Source organism: Longimicrobium sp., assembly GCA_036389135.1.
GTDB lineage: Bacteria > Gemmatimonadota > Gemmatimonadetes > Longimicrobiales > Longimicrobiaceae > Longimicrobium.
Genome location: DASVQP010000117.1, coordinates 17,358 through 34,608, shown reverse-complemented (window position 1 = coordinate 34,608; position 17,251 = coordinate 17,358). Strand labels below are relative to the sequence as shown.

Here is a 17,251-nt window from a genome sequence, read left to right as displayed (position 1 = left end):
CCATACCAGAGCAGGGGATCGAACCCCTTGATTTCTGCCCAGTGGAGAACTCAACCGAGTTCTCCACGGTTCTCCACGCAATAGGTTTACATAATATGTATTATACGAAGTTGGAAGCGGGCGAGCTGGGAATGGGCATTTGCGGCTTTTCAGGCTCACATGGGCCTCACGCGCGCGAGGAACCATCTTCCGTCATGGACAGCCTCAGAATTGCGCTGTAAGCGACGAGGGCGGCGCGCAGGAGCATGGATGCCGCCTCACGCGAGGATCGTGGCCTGGAGGGGCGCCTGCGCGATCGCCGAATCGAGCGGCCGGCCGCAACTCGTCAGGCGCCGGAGCCGGGCTCCTTGACTGGGGCCTCCGCGGCCGCGCGCGGCTACGTGGGCTGCAGCGCACCTTTACGCGGCCCACGCTTCAGCACCACCAGGACGGCCGGGCTGATGGTGCGCATTGGCGGCAGTACGGCTGCCGCCTCGGCTGCGTGTAGATACTGCACCGATTCGACATCGTTGGCTTGAATTTGCCGGAGGTACTCGATGTCGCCTCGGTAGACCCCGTCGACGAACACCTGCGGGGTGGCCAGGACCTCACCCGTAACGTCGGTGGTGGGCCGCCCCCGCACCCAGGCGGAGCGGAGGGTGCTGACTGCCTCGTAGAGGTTGCCGTGTCCACGTCCCTCCATCTCCTGCGCGGTGAGGACCCGCCCGCCGCTCCTGGGGGTCGGCTGGTCTCCGGCGGTTGCGCCTCCTCCGCCGCACCCCATCACGAACCCAACGAGCAGAAGGAGGACGATCCGCAGTTGTGTCATGGCTGGTCTCCAATCTGGAGGGGGACCCGCATCGCTGGACCGCGGCGAGGCGAAGAGTCCGTCGCACGCAAGCCACGGGCGCGATAAATCGCGCCCCTACGTGACCTTCGCAGAACGGACGGATCGATGCAAGGGCTGGGGAGCGGCAGCGAGGAACGAGCGGGGAGAGGCCCGCGCCGCCAGAGCGCAAACCCCCTCCCCCGGGCAGTTTCGGGGGAGGGGGAAGCGCCGCGGAGCGGCGCTGGGGGAGAGGGCCCCCCTCAGTTCGTCCGGTACCGCCTGCTCACCTCGTCCAGCCGCTTCCGCTCGTCGTCCGTCAGCGAGCCGAGGCCCTGGGCGGAGATCTTGTCGAGGATGCGGTCCACGTCGTCCAGCAGCTCGCGCTCGGCGCGGTGTGCGGGGGCGCTGGGGTGCGGCGTGACGGGCGTGGAGGCGACCGGCTGCGGGCCGGAGCGCTTCTTCCCCACCCACGCCGCCAGCGCGTTCTCCTTCTTCTTGCGCTTGCTGGGGCGCGCCGGCACCTCGCCCCACTCGCTGGGCGCCCAGGGGCTCTTCAGGTAGATGAAGGCCGCCACGAAGCCGCCCAGGTGCGCCAGGTGCGCCACCCCGTCGCCGGCGCCGGAGCCCGCGGAGTTGATCAGGCTGAACACCACCAGCGCGATCGCGAGCCACTTCACCTTCACCGGGATGATGCCGAACAGGTAGATCTGCGCGTCGGGCCAGATCAGCGCCCACGCCAGCAGCAGGCCGTTGACCGCGGCCGACGCCCCGAGCACACCGCCGGGGATGAAAAGCGAGAAGACCGCCCCGCCCAGCGCCGCCACCAGGTAGAAGCGCAGGAAGGCGTGCCCGCCCCAGCGGTCCTCCAGCGGCGGGCCCAGGAAGAAGAGGCCCAGCATGTTGAACAGGTAGTGGAAGACCGCCGCGTGCGTGAACGCGTAGGTCACCGGCGTCCACGGCCGCGTCAGGAGGTTGTCGCGGTCGAGCACGAGGTACTCGTCCACGATTCCCTTCGCGCTCGTCTGGTTCAGCAGGAGCACGATGATGAAGATCGCGGTGTTCGCGATCAGGAGCTTCGCCACCCAGGGGGTGACGGAGCTCCGAAAGGGCGTGTCGTACGAAGAACGGTAGGCCATGGGAACGGCGCCGCGGTTGGAACGGCCGCCCCGCGGCGGAGTGCCGCAGGGCGGAGCCGGATCGCTCGGGGTGCCGCGCGGGCACCCCTTTATCGAGTTACCCTGCTGCGGCCGTTACGATCCGTTCGCACAGCTCCCCGAAGTCCATCCCCGCCGCGGCGGCGGCTTTGGGGAAGAGGCTGGTGGCCGTCATCCCCGGAAGGGTGTTGGCCTCCAGGCACCAGAGCTGCTCCTTGGCGAGGATGAAGTCGATCCGCCCGTAGCCGCGCAGCTTCAGCACTCGGAAGGCGCGCAGTGCGTACGCCTGCATCTGCGCCACGAGCTCCTCCTCAAGCGGCGCCGGGCAGAGGTACTCCGTCATCCCCGGCGTGTACTTGGAGTGGTAGTCGTAGATCCCTTTCTTGGGGCGGATCTCCACCGGCGGCAGCGCCTGGTCGCCGATCACGCTCACCGTGAGCTCGCGGCCCTTGGCGTAGCGCTCGATCATCACCTCCGTGTCGAACTGCGACGCCTCGCGAACGGCGCTGGCCAGCTCGTCCGGATCGTTGACGACGAAGAGGCCCACGCTGGAGCCCTGCTTCGACGGCTTCACGATCAGCGGAAAGCCGATCAGGTCCTCGATTGTGTCCGCGTCGTAGGTGAAGTCCGGCGCCCGCGCCACGCGCCAGGGCAGCGTCGGCACCTGCGAGTCGCGCAGGAGGCGCTTGGAGATGTCCTTGTCCATCGCGATCCCCGAGCCCAGCGGACCCGAGCCCGTGTACCGCACGCCGGCCGTCTCCAGCAGCGCCTGGATGGTGCCGTCCTCGCCGGTGCCGCCGTGCAGCGCCAGGAAGGCGACGTCGGAGTCGCGCAGCTCGGGGACGTTGGCCAGCGCCATCAGCTCCAGCGTGGAGCCCAGCTCGGTGGGCGGCGCGGAGTGCACGCCTTCGGGAAGGAGGCCGCCCTCCTGGTCCTGCGGGATGAAGCCCCGTGCCGTGTCGACGGCGCGCACGTCGTGGCCCCTCTCGCGCAGCGCCTTCACCACCGCCAGCCCCGAGGCCAGCGACACTTCGCGCTCGGCGCTCGTTCCCCCCATCAGCACGGCTATCTTCATTCCCCCTCCAGATCCGGTTCGGTGTTCGCTCGTCGTGCGCCCGCGGGCAACGCACGAAGCGCGCCCTACGCCGCCCGCCCGCGCACGTGCTCCAGCACCTTTCTGGCGAGCGCCGGCCCGAACCCCGGAAGCGCCGCGATCTCCGCCTCCGACGCGCCCGCCACCGCCCGCATCGACCCGAACCGAGCCAGCAGCGCCTTCTGCCGCGACGCCCCCACGCCCGGGATCTCCGACAGCTCCGAGCGGATGGTGCGCTTGCTCCGCAGCTTGCGGTTGTAGCTGATGGCGAAGCGGTGCGCCTCGTCGCGCGCCCGCTGCAGCAGCCGCAGCGCCTGGCCGCGTCTGGACAGGCGCACGGAGTCGGGGCGGCCGGGGAGGAACACCTCCTCCTCCTTCTTGGCAAGCGAGATCACCGTCTGCTCGTCCAGCCCCAGCTCCGCCAGCGCCTTGAGCGCGGCGCCGAGCTGCCCCTTCCCCCCGTCGATCACCGCCAGGTCCGGGAGCGGCCGCCCGTCGTCGATGCGGCGGCCGAAGTAGCGCGTGACCACCTCGTGCATCGACGCGAAGTCGTCGTTCCCCCAGTCGCCCTTGATGCGGAACTTCCGGTACTCGCCCTTGTTCGGCTCCCCGTTCTCAAAGAAGACGGCCGAGGCCACCGTCTCCGTCCCCTGCGTGTGCGAGATGTCGAAGCAGACCAGGGTGCGCGGCACCTGCGGGAGCTGCAGGTTCTCCTGCAGCTCGTACAGCGCGTCCGGAGCGCGCTCCGCGGCGCGGTTGCCGATCAGCTTGCGCTCTTCCAGGAGGTGGCGGGCGTTCTGGGCGGCGAGCTCCACGAGGCTGACCTTCTTGCCGCGCTCGGGGGTGTTCACCTTCACCACGCGGCCGCACAGCCTGCGCAGCGACTCCTCCAGCACCGCGCGGTCCTCGATGTCCGCCGGGAGGAGGATCTCGCCCGGGATCCCCTCCGGATCGCGCTGCCCGCGCCCGGCGTAGAGCGCGGTGACGAACGCGCCCAGCGCCGCCTCGTCGCTCTCGTCGGTGAGGTTGGCGAGGAACTGGGCTTCGCGGCCGAGCAGCTTCCCTTCCCTGATCTGCAGCACGACGCCGCACCCCTCCGCCCCGTCGCGCGCGAAGCCGACGACGTCGCGGTCCGAGCCCGCCATGTCCAGCACGCGCTGGCGCTGCTCCATCGACTCCATCCGCTGGAGCGCATCGCGCAGCTCCCCTGCCCTCTCGAAGTTCATATCCGCCGCCGCGGCCGCCATCTCTTCCTTGATGCGCGCCGCCGCCCTGCGCGTGTGCCCGCCGAGCACGTCCAGGATCTCGGCGATCATGGCCCCGTACTCCTCCTGTGACTGGAGCCCCACACACGGCGCCATGCACAGCCCCATGGCGTGGTCCAGGCAGGGCCGGTCCACCCGGGCGCTGGGCAGGTCGTGGCGGCACGAGCGCACGGTGTACAGCTTCTTCACCAGCTCCAGCGACTGCCGCATCCGCCGCACGTCCGTGTACGGCCCGAAGTAGCGGGACCCGTCCTTTTCCAGCCGCCGCGTGACGTACACGCGCGGAAAGCGCTCGGCGGTGACCTTGATGTACGGGTAGGTCTTGTCGTCGCGCAGGCTGATGTTGAAGCGGGGGCGGTGCTCCTTGATCAGGTTGTTCTCCAGGATCAGCGCCTCCGGCTCCGAGTCCACCACGATCGTCTCCAGGTCCTCCACGCGCCTTACCAGCTCGCGCGTCTTGATGGAGTGCGTGGTGCCCGCCTGGAAGTACGACCTCACCCGCGAGCGCAGCGACTTCGCCTTGCCCACGTAGATGATCTCCCCCGCCGCGTCCTTGTACAGGTACACGCCGGGGCTGGCCGGAAGGTGGCGGAGCTTTGCTTCAACGGTGGAGCTGATCGACATCGTGCGCGGCTGCTCTGGGCTTCGGGGATGGTTCGGCGGGTTAATACACCGCGAGGGCGGCGGGGAGCCCTGGGGGGCGGCCGGGCCCCTCCCCCGCTCGTCACCTCGCGGCCCCTCCCCCAAAACAACCTGGGGGAGGGGCGTACGCACGGATCCGTGCGGGTCGCGATGCCCGTAGGGGGGCGATTGATCGCGCCCGTGTCCAACGTCGCTCCGCCGCCCACCCGTCCACACCGATCCGGTAGGGGCGCGATTCATCGCGCCCACCCTCCGCCCCGGCTCTACCACCGCCCATCACGAAACCTGTAGGGGCCGCCCCGCGTGGCTGCCCGTGCCCGCCCCCGCGCCACCCCGGCCCGCCCGCGCCGATCCACGCCCACGCCCCTCCCCCAGGCAGTTATTGGGGGAGGGGCCGCGAGGTGACGAGCGGGGGTGGGGGCCCTACCGCCCCAGCATCCGCCCGAAGCGCTTGAACAGCGCGCCGGACTGTTCCAGCCCCAGCATCGCCGTGATGGCGAAGTACACCGCGCCAAACGTCCCCCCGACCACCACGCCCAGCGGAATCGGGTGCCAGTCGCCCACCAGCATGCGCACGCCGAACGCCGCGGCGCACCCCGCCAGCGCCGCCCCGAACATCCGCGCCAGCGGCCCCGCGCCGGCACCTACGGGCCCGATCCGCTTGCGCAGCGCGCGCTTCAGCAGGGCCCACTCCACCCATGCGGAGATCCCGGAGGCGAGCGCCAGCCCCACCGTCCCCATCGGCTTCCCGCCGATCGTCATCCACGACAGCCACCCGCCCGGAAGCAGCACCCCGCCCACGGTGATGCGCTCGAAGCTCAGCATCAGCACGATGGCGAGCACGATGGAAAGCACCACGCGGATGGTGGCCATGCGCGCCGGCGTCTTGGTGTCGCGCAGGGCGAAGAAAGTGGACGAAAGGAGGCGCGAGGTCGTCGTCGCCAGGAGGCCGAGGGTGAGGCCGGCGAGCGTGACCCACACCGCCAGCGTGTCGTTGCGCGTGAACTGGCCGCGCTGGTAGAGCGTGGCGACCACCACGTCGCCCAGTGCGATGAAGGCGACGAACGACGGGACCACGTAGAACGCGATCCGCTGCAGCCCGGCCTTGGCCCGGTCGCGCAGCACCTCGATGGCGGCGGTGCGCTGGCGTGAGAGCTCCGGGAGCTCCGCGGCGGCCACCGACATCCCGAAGAGGCTCACCGGGAGGATGTACAGCGTCAGCGCGTACGTGTAGGTGGAGACGGCGCCCGCGGCCAGGAAGCTCGCCAGCACGATGTCCGCGTAGCTGCTCACCTGCACCACGCCGCGCCCCATGATCGCCGGGACGGCGTTGCGCACCGCGGTCCGCACCCCCTCCATCTTCATGTCCCAGCGGATCTTGAGCGATCGCTCCAGCCGCAGCACGAAGGGAAGCTGGATCGCGAACTGAAGGACTCCGCCCAGCAGTGCGCCCCACGCCGCCGCGATCACCAGCTCGTCCGGCGGCACGCGCCCGCCGAAGATGAAGAGCGCGCCGATGATCGACGCGTTCCACAGCACCGGCGCGACGTACGGGACGAAGAAGTTGCGGTGGCTGTTCAGGATCCCCAGCGACCACGCCGAGAGCACCAGCACCCCCGTCATGGGGAAGATGATGCGGGCAATGGAGATGGTCAGCTCACGCCGCTCCCCTTCGAAGCCGGGGAGGAAGATGCTGGTGAGCACCGGCGCCAGCAGGAACCCGAAGAGCGCGAGCGCGCCCGCGACGGCGAAAAGGAGCGCGAAGATGGCGCCGGCAACGCGTCCCGCCTCTTCCTTGCGCCCCTGGTGTACCAGCTCCGCGTACACCGGGATGAACGACGCGCTCAGCGTCCCCTCCCCCAGCAGGTTCTGGAGGACGTTGGGCATGCGTATCCCGGCCCGGAACGCGTCGGCGTACAGCGAAGTGCCCAGGAACTGCGCGCTCACCGCCTCGCGCAGGAGCCCGGCCATGCGGCTCAGCAGGATGCCCGCCGCGATCATCGCCGACGCGCGGTTGCCGGAGGGTGCGGCGCGTGGCGACTTCGGTACGGCGTCGGGATCTACGGCGCCGGGATCGTCGGGCTCGGGATTGAACTGCGCCTCGCCGCGGTCGCGCTTGGGATACAGCAGGGTCTCGTCGTCGCTCTCACTCATGCGCGCACCAGGTTGGGGATCGCTTCACGCGGGCACTGCCGCGGGGCGGAGCTGCACATGCATGGCCGCTGCCAGATCGTGCAGGAGCGACGGCTGGCGTATCAGGTACTGGAAGACGGTGAGCACGCGCTCCTGGGGCAACCCACGTGGCCGCAGGTGGTTGCGTGCAAGGCTCGTCCCGCGCCGCAGCTCCGCGTCGTTGCGCTTCACGTGACGGACAACCTTTCGTTCGGCCTTTGCGACTTCCATGATCGCCCGGTTGCGGCGCGCCCCGATAGCCAGATCCAGGTTGGGATCGATGGCGTGCGCCGCATCGATCACGCTCCCGAAGCCGCTTACGATGGAGCCCCGGAGTGCCCGCAGCTGCTCCGCGACCTCGGGCGGAATGCGGCGCCGCGCGACACGCTCGACTAGCTCGTGCTCCGGAAGGCGCAGCTCCTCGTCCGTGATGGCGAGGGCGGCGCGCGCCTCTTCCGCCTCCGCGGGCGCGATCAGCGCGGCGAAGCGTGGGAAGACGAGCGGCATGCGGATGTTTGACGCCTCGAACAGCGGGCCGATCTGCGCGAAGTACGCCGTCTCCGCCGGGCCCCCGACGTACGCCAGCGTCGGGAAGACGGCGGATTCCACCACGGGGCGCAGGAAGACGTTCGGGCTCAGGGCGCCCGGCTGATCGCGCAGCAGCGATTCCAGCTCGGCGCGGGTAAAACGGCGGCGGATCTCGGAGGCGATGAAGCCGTCGCCGTCGCGCTGGAGCCGCTCGCGACCGCCGGGCCCGCGCGCGCCCTCCACGCCCTGGATGAAGAGGTTCGTCGCCCCTTCAGCCACGACGACCTGCGACGGATAGCCAGCGGCTTCGAGCGCTGCAGTCTGCTCCGCGACGAGCCGCTCGTGCTCCGCCGCGTTCGCCGCTTCGGCCAGGAGGATCTCCGCGGAGGCTGCCTTCAGCGCCGGATCGGCGGCGTCCGTCACCAGGAGATCGAAGCCTGAAAAGAGCTCGGCGATCGTGTCGCGGAACGCCTCCGCCATCGTGCGGCCGGGCTGGTAAGCGGCTCGAATACGTGTGAGAACGCGTAACGCATCGCCATCGGGATCAATCGCTTGCGCAAAGCCATCGAAGGCGCTTTCTACGTTCGATCCGAGCCTCATTTCGCTCATCGGCACGGCGCGCCGGTCCGTGGCCTGGATGCCGAAACGGTGGAGCTCGCCGGCTCCATCGACCGCCCAGGCGTGGTTCACCTCGGCGAAATCGTGGTCCTCGGAGGCGGCCCAGAAGACGGGGAGGACGAGCACGCCGAGCTCCGCCTCCAGCGCTTCGGCCAGGCGGATCGCGGAGAGGATCTTGTGGATCGTGTAGAGGGGGCCGGTAAAGAGGCCGGTCTGCTGGCCCGTGGTGACCATCGCCCCGCCCTCTTCCACGAAGCGCCGCAGCCGCTCCGCCGCGCCAGCCGACGTGGGGCGCAGCGCGGCCGCCGTACGCCCGCGCGCCGGGCGGTCGAAGCGGCGCTGCACCTCCGCCAGCTTTGCGCGGTACGCCGCGGGGTCCAGCGGGTGCCCGGCGTAGAACGCGGAGATCCCGGGCGCTCCCGCCAGGTAGTCGTCCACCAGCCGCGACCCACGGATGGGCCCGGCTTCGATGCGCAGGCTCAACGGCCTCTCCCTATGAGAATCACTCGGTGCGGACCCGCTGGGTCGCCCCGCATCAAGCTTCGCGCCCCTTGTGGTACGGCTCGCCGCGCTGGATGGTCCCGGCGCGATAGAGCTGCTCCATGAGCACCAGCCGCGCCAGCTCGTGCGTCAGCGTCATCGCCGAGAGCGAAAGCCGCACCGCCGCGCGCGCCAGCACCTCGTCCGACAGCCCGTACGCCCCGCCGATCAGGAACGCGGCCCCCGGGCTCCCCTGCAGCGCCAGCTCCGACAGGTACTCCGCGAGCTGCACCGACGTCCACTGCTTCCCCGTCTCGTGCAGCGCCACCACCTGCGCCCCTTGCGGGACGCGGGCCAGGAGGCGCTTCCCCTCTTCGTCGCGCACGCGGCCGGCGTCGCCCAAGCGGCGGTACGGCTCCTCCTTGACCTCGGCGGCGTCGAAGGCGAAGTAGCGTCGGGCGCGCGTCTCGTACTCGGCGAGGGCATCCGCCAGCATCCCGCGCACCTTCCCCACCGCCGCCACCGTGACCTTCATCGCACGATGATGGTGTCGCGGAGCGAGTGCTCGTTGTCGCGGAAGGGGCGATCCTCGTCGAAGTGCAGCCCGCGGCTCTCGTGGCGCTGCGCCGCGCAGCGCACGATCAGGAGCGCCGTCTGAATGACGTTGCGCACCTCCACCAGCTCCGCCGTGGGACGCGCCGCCGCCCACAACCCGTTGAGCAGCGCGTAGATGGGGCGAAGGCGCGCCTCCGCCTCGGCCAGCCTCGCGGCGGAGCGCACGATCCCAACCAGGTCCCACATGATGTCGCGGATCCGCTCGCGCTCCTCATCCAGCCCCTCCACCGAAGCTGGGTCGCCCGCGGGGTGCGGGGGGAGCGCGGCCGGCTCCAGCATCCGCGTCACCGCAAGCTGCGGCCCGATGCGCTCGGCGGCGCGGTGGGCGAAGACGAGCGCCTCCAGCAGCGAGTTGGAGGCCAGCCGGTTGGCGCCGTGCACCCCCGTGCACGCCGTCTCCCCCGCCGCGTACAGGCCGGGGACGGAGCTGCGGCCATCGGTGTCGGTCAGCACGCCGCCGCAAAGGTAGTGCGCCGCGGGGACGACGGGGATGGGCTCGCGCAGCATGTCGATCCCCCGCTCCGCCGTCTCGCGCAGGATGTTGGGGAACCGCTCGCGGATCTCATCCGGCGCGAGGGCGGAGCAGTCGAGGTGGACGAAGGGGTCGCCGCTCCGCTTCATCTCGCTGTCGATGGCGCGCGCCACCACGTCGCGCGGCGCCAGCGAGGCGAGCGGATGGTAGCCGTCCATGAACGCCGTCCCGTCCCTCCGCCGCAGCACCGCGCCCTCGCCGCGCACCGCCTCGGAGATCAGGAAAGTCTTGTCGCGCGCGGGGTACAGTGCCGTGGGATGGAACTGGACGAACTCCATGTTCGCCACCTTGGCGCCCGCCCTGTACGCCATCGCCACCCCGTCGCCCGTCGCGATCGAGGGGTTGGTGGTGTGGCGGTAGACCTGGCCGCAGCCGCCGGTGGCCAGCATCACCGCGCGCGCCAGGAACGGCTTCAGCTCGCCGGCCTCCGTGTCGAGCACCAGCACGCCGCAGCAGCGCTCGCCCAGCGTCCCGGGGTCGGTAGCGGTCAGCAGGTCGACGGCGGCGTGGTTCTCGAGGATGGTGATGTTGGGGCTCTCGGCGACGGCGTGGAGGAGCCCGCGCTCGATCTCGCGCCCGGTGAGGTCCGCCGCGCGCACGATGCGCCGCCGCGAGTGCCCGCCCTCGCGCCCCAGCGAGAGGTCCTCGCCCTCCTGGGTGAAGCGCACCCCCAGCTCGATCAGCTCGCGAACCCGCAGCGGCCCCTCGCGCACCAGCACGTTGACGGCATCCGGATGGCAGAGCCCCGCGCCGGCGACGAGCGTATCCTCGACGTGCAGATCCACCGAGTCGTCCGCGCCGAAGACGGCCGCAACACCGCCCTGCGCCCAATTGGTGCTGGACTCGGGGCGGCTCTTCTTGGTGACGAGCGTGACGGTGCCGTACTTCGCCACCTTGAGGGCGAAGAAGAGCCCCGCGATCCCGCTCCCCACCACGACCACGTCGGTGCGCATCATCCCGGCATCCTCTCCAGCGCCGCCAGCAGCGCCTCTTCGCCCCAGTCGAAACGGACCGTCTGCTCCAGCACGTACGCCAGTGCGCCAGCCGGGAGCAGCCCCCGAAGCTTGACGGCATCCTTGCGCGTCATCACCACCACCCGCTCCCCCGCCTGGGTCGCCAGCCCCGCCGCCTCCGCGCTCGTGAACGCATGATGGTCCCCGAACAGCGCCTCCTCCACGGTCGCCCCCGCCGCGCGCAGATGCTCCACGAATGGCGCCGGATCCGCAAGCGCCGCCACCGCCAGCACTTCGCGCCCGCCGAGCGCGTTCAGCTCAAGATGGCCCTCGCCATGAAGCGCCGCGAGCCTCCCCGGCGCCAGGTGGCACGATGCGACCGTCTTCCCCGCCGCCCACCGCTCCACCTCGTGCGCGACCGCCTCCGCCCGCGCGCGCGGCGCGGACTTGCGCGTGAGCACCACGACGTCCGCGCGCCCCAACGCCCCCGGCCCCTCGCGCCAGGGCCCGCGCGGGAGCACGCGCGGGCTTGCCTGCCACCCCTCAACCGCGATCAGCACCACGTCCAGATCCCGCGCCAGCGCCCGATGCTGAAACCCGTCATCGAGCACCACCACGTCGCACCCTGCCTGCGCCGCCGCCGTCGCCGCCTCGATCCTCCGCGCCGCCGCGAACACCGGCACCTCCGGATTGAGCTCGCGATGCACGAGCACCTCGTCCTCCCCGTACCCCCGCAGCGCGATCCCCGGCCTGCGTCCGCCATCCAGCAGCCGCGCCGCCACCCAGGCGGCAACGGGAGTCTTCCCCGCCCCGCCCACCGCGAGGTTGCCGATACTCACCACCGGCACCGGCGCCCGCTCGGTCCGCAGCACCGCCCGATCGTACGCCGCATTCCTCAGCGCCGCCAATCCGCGAAACGCCCCCTCCGCCGGCAGCAGCGCCGCACTGAGCACCGCCCCCGCCGCGCCCGCGTCCCCCGCCCACCACCGCGGCACCCACGTCCGCAAGCTCACGGCCGCACCGAGCAGCGTGGGAGGAGCGATGTCCACGAGCCCGTCCAGGAGTCCGTCCACGAGCGAATAAATTCGCCGCTGGACCCACACAAAGTCCGCCTGCGCGGACGGGAGCGGCGGACCCCGCATGCAGTTCCCCCCCTCCCCCACGCTCCCCCGCGTGCGGGGGAGGGGGCCGGGGAGAGGGGGCCCAGGGTGAGGGCCCTCACCACGCCTGGTCCACCCGCCGCATCAGCCCCCCCAGCCGCCCCTCCACCTCGTCCGCCACCGCCTGCAGCTCCGCCTCGTCCGCGCGGCGCGGCACGTAGACGGGCTCGCCGTACGCGATCTGGAGGCGCGCAAAAGGGTGCGGAATCAGGAACCGGTCCCATCCGCCGAAGTACGATGCGCGGCTCGCCCCCGAAGCCACGGGGATGATCGGCGCGCCGGTGAGCTGCGCGGCGAGCAGGGGCCCAGGCTTCAGCTTCTCGCGCGGTCCTCGCGGGCCGTCTGGAGTGATGGCGAGCGAGCGGCCGTTGCGCAGGTGGCGCACGAGCTCTCGCAGCGCGTCCAGCCCGCCGCGGCTGCTGGAGCCGCGCACCGCCGTGTACCCCCACTTCTGCACCAGGCGCGTGATGTACTCGCCGTCGCGGTGATGGCTGACGAGGGTGACGACGTCCTGGTGGCGGTGGTGGTAGGTACAGGGGAGCAGCCGCCCGTGCCACAGCGTGAACACGACCGGCCGCTTCTCGCGCCAGAACTGGCGGAAGTTCTCCTCGCCCTCGGTTCGCACCGAGGTGGTGCGCATCAGCGCGTCCAGCGCGGTGCCGCCCAGCGCCGCGGTGAAGTCCTGCGTCCGCGTCAGCCTCGTCCCGCTCACCGCGCCACCCGCCCGATCAGCTCGCCCGCGATCTCCGCGACGCGACGCGACGCCCCCGCCCCGCCCAGCTTCCCCTGGATCCTGCGCAGCCCTTCCACCATCACCACGCGTTCCGGCGAGCGCTCGTCGAGCAGCGGGAGCAGCGCATCGGCCAGGGCATCGGGCGTGGCCGCGTCCTGCACGAACTCGGGTGCGACGCGCTCCTCCGCGATCAGGTTCGCGAGCGCGATGTGCGGCACCTTGACCAGCCGCTTGGCGACGGCGTAGCTCGCCGGGTTCATCTTGTATACGACCACCATCGGCGTCGCGGCGATGCCGGCCTCCAGCGTGGTGGTGCCGCTCTTCACCAGCGCCGCCGTCGCGTACCGCAGCAGCCCGCCCGCGCTCTGCACCCGCGGCCAGGCAGCGCCGTCGTACACCGTGGGATTGATCCCCCCCGGCGTCCCGATCACCGGCTGCACCTCCGGCCGCCGCTCCACCACTCGCCGCGCGGCCTCGGAGAAGAGCGCGAGATGCCGCCTCACCTCCTGCGCGCGCGAGCCGGGAAAGAGCCCCAGGATGGGCCGCGCCGGATCCAGCCCCTCCGCGCGCACCAGCGCATCGCGATCGTGCGCGGGCGGCTCGCGATCGAGGAGCGGATGCCCCACGAAGTTCGCCTTCACCCCCGCGCCGCGCAGGAACTCCTCCTCGAACGGGAGCACCACGGCCACCCGGTCCGCGTCGCGGGCGAGGTCGCGCACCCGGCTCTTGTGCCACGCCCACACTTGCGGCGCGATGTAGTACAGCACGGGAATCCCGCTCTCCCGCGCGTGCCGTGCAAGGCGCAGGTTGAAGCCGGGATAGTCGATGGGGATGACGAGATCCACCCCCTCCGCCGCCAGCGCCGCCCACACGCGCTTGCGCAGCTGGTAGAAGAAGGGCAGGTGCCGGATCACCTCCGCCAGCCCCATCACCGCCAGCTCCTGGAGCCCCGCCATCAGCTCCACCCCGGCAGCCTCCATGCGCGCCCCACCCAGCCCCAGCAGCCGCGCATCCGGAAACCGCTCGCGCAGCGCCGCCGCCAGCGCCCCCCCATGCAGATCCCCCGACTCCTCCCCCGCCGAGATGAAGATCGTCGGCCCCTTCATCCCACCCTCCCCAACGACAAAAGACACGAAGCCACGGAGAAGCCCTCTCTCTGTGTCTCTGTGTCTCTGTGTGAGCCAAGCAGTTCCTCTGCGTCTCCGCGTCTCCGCGTGAGCCCTGCGGTAGCCTCCATCACAGCGCCCCAGCCCGCCGCAGCAGCACGAATATCGCGCCGAGCGTCACCACCAACAGCAGGAAAAGCCGCCACGGCGACGGCGGCCGCACGCGCGGGAGGGGACGGCGCGGGTCGGTGGAGCCGCGCAGCTTATGCGGGTTGGGCAGCGGCCGCATGGTGCTCGATCCGGTCCATGACGCGAAGGGCGATGGCGAGCGCGTCGCGCCCGTCGCTGCCGCTCACCACCAGCGGTCCTTCGCCGCGCACGGCGGCGACCCACGCCTCCAGCTCGGCGCGCAGCGGCTCCGCCCCGTCGCCGGCCAGCTCGATCCGCTCCACGATGCTCATCAGCGAGAGCGGGTTGATCTCCCCCTCCGGCATCGTGGCGCCCTTGCGCAGGCGGAGGAACTCCCCCGTCCCCTTGGCCAGGTCGAGCGAGATGTAGCCGGAGCGCTGAAAGAAGCGGATCTTTCTCATCCGCTCCAGCGACACGCGGCTGGCGGTGACGTTGGCCACCACGCCGCCTTCGAACACGAAGCGCGCGTTGGCGATGTCCACGTTCGACGAGAGCACGCCCACGCCGACCGCATCCACCGACTCCACCGGCCGACCGACGAGCCCCAGCACCAGGTCGATGTCGTGGATCATCAGGTCCAGCACCACCGCCACGTCCGTCCCGCGCGGGCCAAAGGGTGCCAGGCGGTGGCTCTCGATGAACTGCGGCCCCTCAAGCCACTGCTCGCAGGCACGCAGCGCGCTGTTGAAGCGCTCCACGTGCCCCGTCGCCACCACCACGCCCTGCTCCGCCGCGCGCGCCACGATGCGGTCCGCCTCCTCGAGCGTGGAGGCGATCGGCTTCTCGATCAGGAGGTGGACGCCGGCATCCAGCGCGGCCATCGCCACCTCCGCGTGCAGCGTGGTGGGGACGGCGATCACCGCCGCGTCGCACTCCGCCAGCAGCTCGTCGCGCGACGCGAAGCCGCGCACCCCCAGCTCGTTCGCGACCTGCGCCGTGCGCTCGGGCGACGCATCGAACACCCCCGCCATCTCCGCCCCCGGCACGTCGCGCAGGATGCGGGCGTGGTGGAACCCCAGGCTCCCAACCCCCAGCACCCCGACGCGCAACGGCTTCACAAGCTCACCCCGCGCTCCGAGCCGTCGAAGAAGGTCAGGAACACCTCCACCTCGGGGAGCGCGCGCAGCTCCTCGCGGGCCCGCGCCAGCGCCTGCGTCGTGTTGTGGCTGGACGCGAAGAAGATGCGGTACGCCTTCTTCAGCTCGTCACGCACCTCCTTGCTGAAGCCGCGGCGCTGGAGGCCCACCGAGTTCAGCCCGTACAGCTCCAGCGGGATCCCCGCCGCCTTCACGTAGGGCGGGATGTCCTTGGAGATGCGCGACTGCCCGCCCACGAAGGCGTGCTGCCCGATACGGACGAACTGGTGGATCGGCGTCATCCCGCCCACGATCGCCCAGTCGTCGATGCTCACGTGCCCCGCCATGTTCACGGCATTGGAGAGGATCACGTGGTTCCCCAGGCGGCAGTCGTGCGCCACGTGGACGTACGACATCAGCATGCAGTCGCTCCCCACCTGCGTGAGCCCGGAGGCCGCCGTGCCGCGGTTGAGGGTGGCGTACTCGCGCACCACGGTGCGGTCGCCTACGCGCAGGTAGGTGCGCTCGCCGGCGTACTTGAGGTCCTGCGGGTCGGTGCCCAGCACGGCGCCGTACGAGATCTGGCAATCGTCGCCGACGGCGGTGTCGCGCTCGATCACCACGTGCCCGGCCAGCCGCGTGCGCGCCCCCAGCGACACGCCGGGGCCCACGATGCAGAACGGCCCCACCACCACACCCTCTCCCAGCTCGGCGGACTCGTCCACCAGCGCGGTGGGGTGCACCTGGGTCTCGGTAACGGTCGCCATTACCGGTCCACGACCCGGGCCATCATGTCCGCCTCGGCCGCGAGCTGGCCGTCGACGGTTCCCGTGCCGCGCATCTTGACCGTGGCGCCGCGCACCTGCACCAGCTCCACCTCAAAGCGGATCTGGTCGCCGGGGGTCACCGGGCGCCGCCAGCGCACGTTGTCGAGCGCCATGAAGTAGATCACCTTGTCCTCCAGGTTCTCCACGTTCTCCAGCACCAGGAGCCCGCCCACCTGGGCCATCGCCTCGATGATCATCACCCCCGGCATCACGGGACGGCCGGGGAAGTGGCCCTGGAAGAAGGGCTCGTTGATGGTCACGTTCTTGAGCCCCACGATCCGCTTCCGCTCCTCGAACTCCACCACCCGGTCCACCAGGAGGAAGGGGTAGCGGTGCGGAAGGTAGTGCATGATCTGCTCGATGTTCAGGATCGGCCGCGTGAGCGCCTTCTTCTCCGCGCGGGCGATGAGCTGCTGCGCGAGCGCCACGTTCCCGGCATGGCCCGGCTTCTCCGCGACGATGTGCGCCTGGATGCGAGCGCCAACCAGCGACAGGTCGCCGATCACGTCCAGCGTCTTGTGGCGCACGAACTCGTCGGGAAAGCGCAGCTCGGTCCCGTCCACCAGCCCGTCCTCCGTGAGCACCACCGCGTTGTCCGGCGAGCCACCCTGCGCCAGCCCGCGGCCGCGCATCGCCTCCACGTCGCGCAGGAAGCCAAAGGTGCGCGCGGTGAGCACCTCGCGGCGCAGCGCCTCGCCCAGCCCGAACGACCCGAACTGCCGCCCGATCAGCGGATGGTCGAACTCGATGGTCGTGGAAACGCGCAGCGCGTCGGCCTGCGCCACCACGTACTGCGCCACCCCCTTGCTCACCTGGAACGGCGCGTCGACCGTGAGGATCTTGGCGGGCGCGTCCTGCTCCTCCACCCCGCACGCGGCCAGCATCTCGTCGAAGATGCGGGCGCTCCCGTCGCCGGCGGGGGGTTCGGAGGCGTCCAGCTCCACCACGGCGTTGTCCACGCCGTGCGCCACCGCGGCGGCCAGGAAGTGCTCCACCGTGTGCACGCGCGCCTCGCCCAGCCCGATGGTGGTCCCCAGGTCCGTCCCCACCACGTGGCTCACGTGGGCGGGAATGGAGGGGGAGCCTTCCAGGTCGGTGCGGCGGAAGACGATCCCCGTGTTCACGGGGGCGGGAAGGACGCGCATCCGCACCGGCTCGCCGGTGTGGAGCCCCACGCCCTGCGCCTCGCCGGGGGAGACGATGGTGTTCTGTCGGGGTGTGCTCGGCATGTATCGGTCAGGGGGGCGGCGTACCGGCCCGGTTCACGTTTCAGCTTTCCGACGCGCGTGGCGGCGGCGCG

15 protein-coding genes are annotated in these 17,251 nt (G+C 71.1%); all 15 read right to left on the bottom strand.

The window, feature by feature from the left end; translation table 11 throughout:
- Positions 1–376: 376 nt before the first annotated feature.
- A complete protein-coding gene (locus VF584_23315; protein HEX8213124.1) occupies positions 377–808 on the bottom strand; it encodes a hypothetical protein in 432 nt (143 codons plus the stop codon).
- Positions 809–1,068: 260 nt separating this feature from the next.
- Positions 1,069–1,944, bottom strand: a complete 876-nt coding sequence (locus tag VF584_23310) for a rhomboid family intramembrane serine protease (protein ID HEX8213123.1) — start codon at positions 1,942–1,944, stop codon at positions 1,069–1,071.
- 97 nt (positions 1,945–2,041) lie between these two features.
- A complete protein-coding gene (locus VF584_23305; GenBank protein ID HEX8213122.1) occupies positions 2,042–3,037 on the bottom strand; it encodes a D-alanine--D-alanine ligase in 996 nt (331 codons plus the stop codon).
- 65 nt (positions 3,038–3,102) lie between these two features.
- Positions 3,103–4,944 (bottom strand): excinuclease ABC subunit UvrC, encoded by a 1,842-nt coding sequence (gene uvrC, locus VF584_23300; protein ID HEX8213121.1) that lies wholly within the window; start codon positions 4,942–4,944, stop codon positions 3,103–3,105.
- Between the two features lie 441 nt (positions 4,945–5,385).
- The gene (murJ, locus tag VF584_23295; GenBank protein HEX8213120.1) at positions 5,386–7,116 is read right to left on the bottom strand and encodes a murein biosynthesis integral membrane protein MurJ; all 1,731 of its coding nucleotides are present in this window, start codon (positions 7,114–7,116) and stop codon (positions 5,386–5,388) included.
- A gap of 24 nt (positions 7,117–7,140) precedes the next feature.
- Positions 7,141–8,763 carry a bacillithiol biosynthesis cysteine-adding enzyme BshC gene (bshC, locus tag VF584_23290; GenBank protein HEX8213119.1) on the bottom strand — a complete coding sequence of 541 codons (1,623 nt, stop codon included), beginning with the start codon at positions 8,761–8,763 and terminating at the stop codon, positions 7,141–7,143.
- 52 nt (positions 8,764–8,815) lie between these two features.
- Positions 8,816–9,295, bottom strand: a complete 480-nt coding sequence (locus VF584_23285) for a 23S rRNA (pseudouridine(1915)-N(3))-methyltransferase RlmH (protein HEX8213118.1) — start codon at positions 9,293–9,295, stop codon at positions 8,816–8,818.
- The gene (nadB, locus tag VF584_23280) at positions 9,292–10,863 is read right to left on the bottom strand and encodes an L-aspartate oxidase (protein HEX8213117.1); all 1,572 of its coding nucleotides are present in this window, start codon (positions 10,861–10,863) and stop codon (positions 9,292–9,294) included. Before nadB ends, VF584_23285 begins: the two co-directional genes overlap by 4 nt.
- Positions 10,860–11,933 (bottom strand): tetraacyldisaccharide 4'-kinase, encoded by a 1,074-nt coding sequence (lpxK, locus tag VF584_23275; protein ID HEX8213116.1) that lies wholly within the window; start codon positions 11,931–11,933, stop codon positions 10,860–10,862. The genes nadB and lpxK overlap by 4 nt, the downstream gene beginning before the upstream one ends.
- A gap of 145 nt (positions 11,934–12,078) precedes the next feature.
- Positions 12,079–12,732, bottom strand: a complete 654-nt coding sequence (locus VF584_23270; GenBank protein ID HEX8213115.1) for a lysophospholipid acyltransferase family protein — start codon at positions 12,730–12,732, stop codon at positions 12,079–12,081.
- A complete protein-coding gene (gene lpxB, locus VF584_23265; protein HEX8213114.1) occupies positions 12,729–13,859 on the bottom strand; it encodes a lipid-A-disaccharide synthase in 1,131 nt (376 codons plus the stop codon). Before lpxB ends, VF584_23270 begins: the two co-directional genes overlap by 4 nt.
- 130 nt (positions 13,860–13,989) lie before the next feature.
- A complete protein-coding gene (locus VF584_23260) occupies positions 13,990–14,148 on the bottom strand; it encodes a hypothetical protein (GenBank protein ID HEX8213113.1) in 159 nt (52 codons plus the stop codon).
- A complete protein-coding gene (locus tag VF584_23255; protein HEX8213112.1) occupies positions 14,123–15,106 on the bottom strand; it encodes a Gfo/Idh/MocA family oxidoreductase in 984 nt (327 codons plus the stop codon). Before VF584_23255 ends, VF584_23260 begins: the two co-directional genes overlap by 26 nt.
- Positions 15,103–15,891: an acyl-ACP--UDP-N-acetylglucosamine O-acyltransferase gene (gene lpxA / locus VF584_23250; protein ID HEX8213111.1), complete on the bottom strand. Its 789-nt coding sequence runs from the start codon at positions 15,889–15,891 to the stop codon at positions 15,103–15,105. Before lpxA ends, VF584_23255 begins: the two co-directional genes overlap by 4 nt.
- Entirely contained in the window at positions 15,891–17,180 is a 1,290-nt protein-coding gene (locus VF584_23245) for a bifunctional UDP-3-O-[3-hydroxymyristoyl] N-acetylglucosamine deacetylase/3-hydroxyacyl-ACP dehydratase (GenBank protein ID HEX8213110.1), read from the bottom strand. Before VF584_23245 ends, lpxA begins: the two co-directional genes overlap by 1 nt.
- Positions 17,181–17,251: the final 71 nt, after the last annotated feature.

Bases quoted from the DNA above. Each gene is read 5' to 3' on its own strand.
- VF584_23315 (HEX8213124.1), bottom strand. From the start codon at position 808: ATGACACAACTGCGGATCGTCCTCCTTCTGCTCGTTGGGTTCGTGATG.
- VF584_23310 (HEX8213123.1), bottom strand. From the start codon at position 1,944: ATGGCCTACCGTTCTTCGTACGACACGCCCTTTCGGAGCTCCGTCACC.
- VF584_23305 (HEX8213122.1), bottom strand. From the start codon at position 3,037: ATGAAGATAGCCGTGCTGATGGGGGGAACGAGCGCCGAGCGCGAAGTG.
- uvrC (HEX8213121.1), bottom strand. From the start codon at position 4,944: ATGTCGATCAGCTCCACCGTTGAAGCAAAGCTCCGCCACCTTCCGGCC.
- murJ (HEX8213120.1), bottom strand. From the start codon at position 7,116: ATGAGTGAGAGCGACGACGAGACCCTGCTGTATCCCAAGCGCGACCGC.
- VF584_23285 (HEX8213118.1), bottom strand. From the start codon at position 9,295: ATGAAGGTCACGGTGGCGGCGGTGGGGAAGGTGCGCGGGATGCTGGCG.
- nadB (HEX8213117.1), bottom strand. From the start codon at position 10,863: ATGATGCGCACCGACGTGGTCGTGGTGGGGAGCGGGATCGCGGGGCTC.
- lpxB (HEX8213114.1), bottom strand. From the start codon at position 13,859: ATGAAGGGGCCGACGATCTTCATCTCGGCGGGGGAGGAGTCGGGGGAT.
- VF584_23260 (HEX8213113.1), bottom strand. From the start codon at position 14,148: ATGCGGCCGCTGCCCAACCCGCATAAGCTGCGCGGCTCCACCGACCCG.
- lpxA (HEX8213111.1), bottom strand. From the start codon at position 15,891: ATGGCGACCGTTACCGAGACCCAGGTGCACCCCACCGCGCTGGTGGAC.
- VF584_23245 (HEX8213110.1), bottom strand. From the start codon at position 17,180: ATGCCGAGCACACCCCGACAGAACACCATCGTCTCCCCCGGCGAGGCG.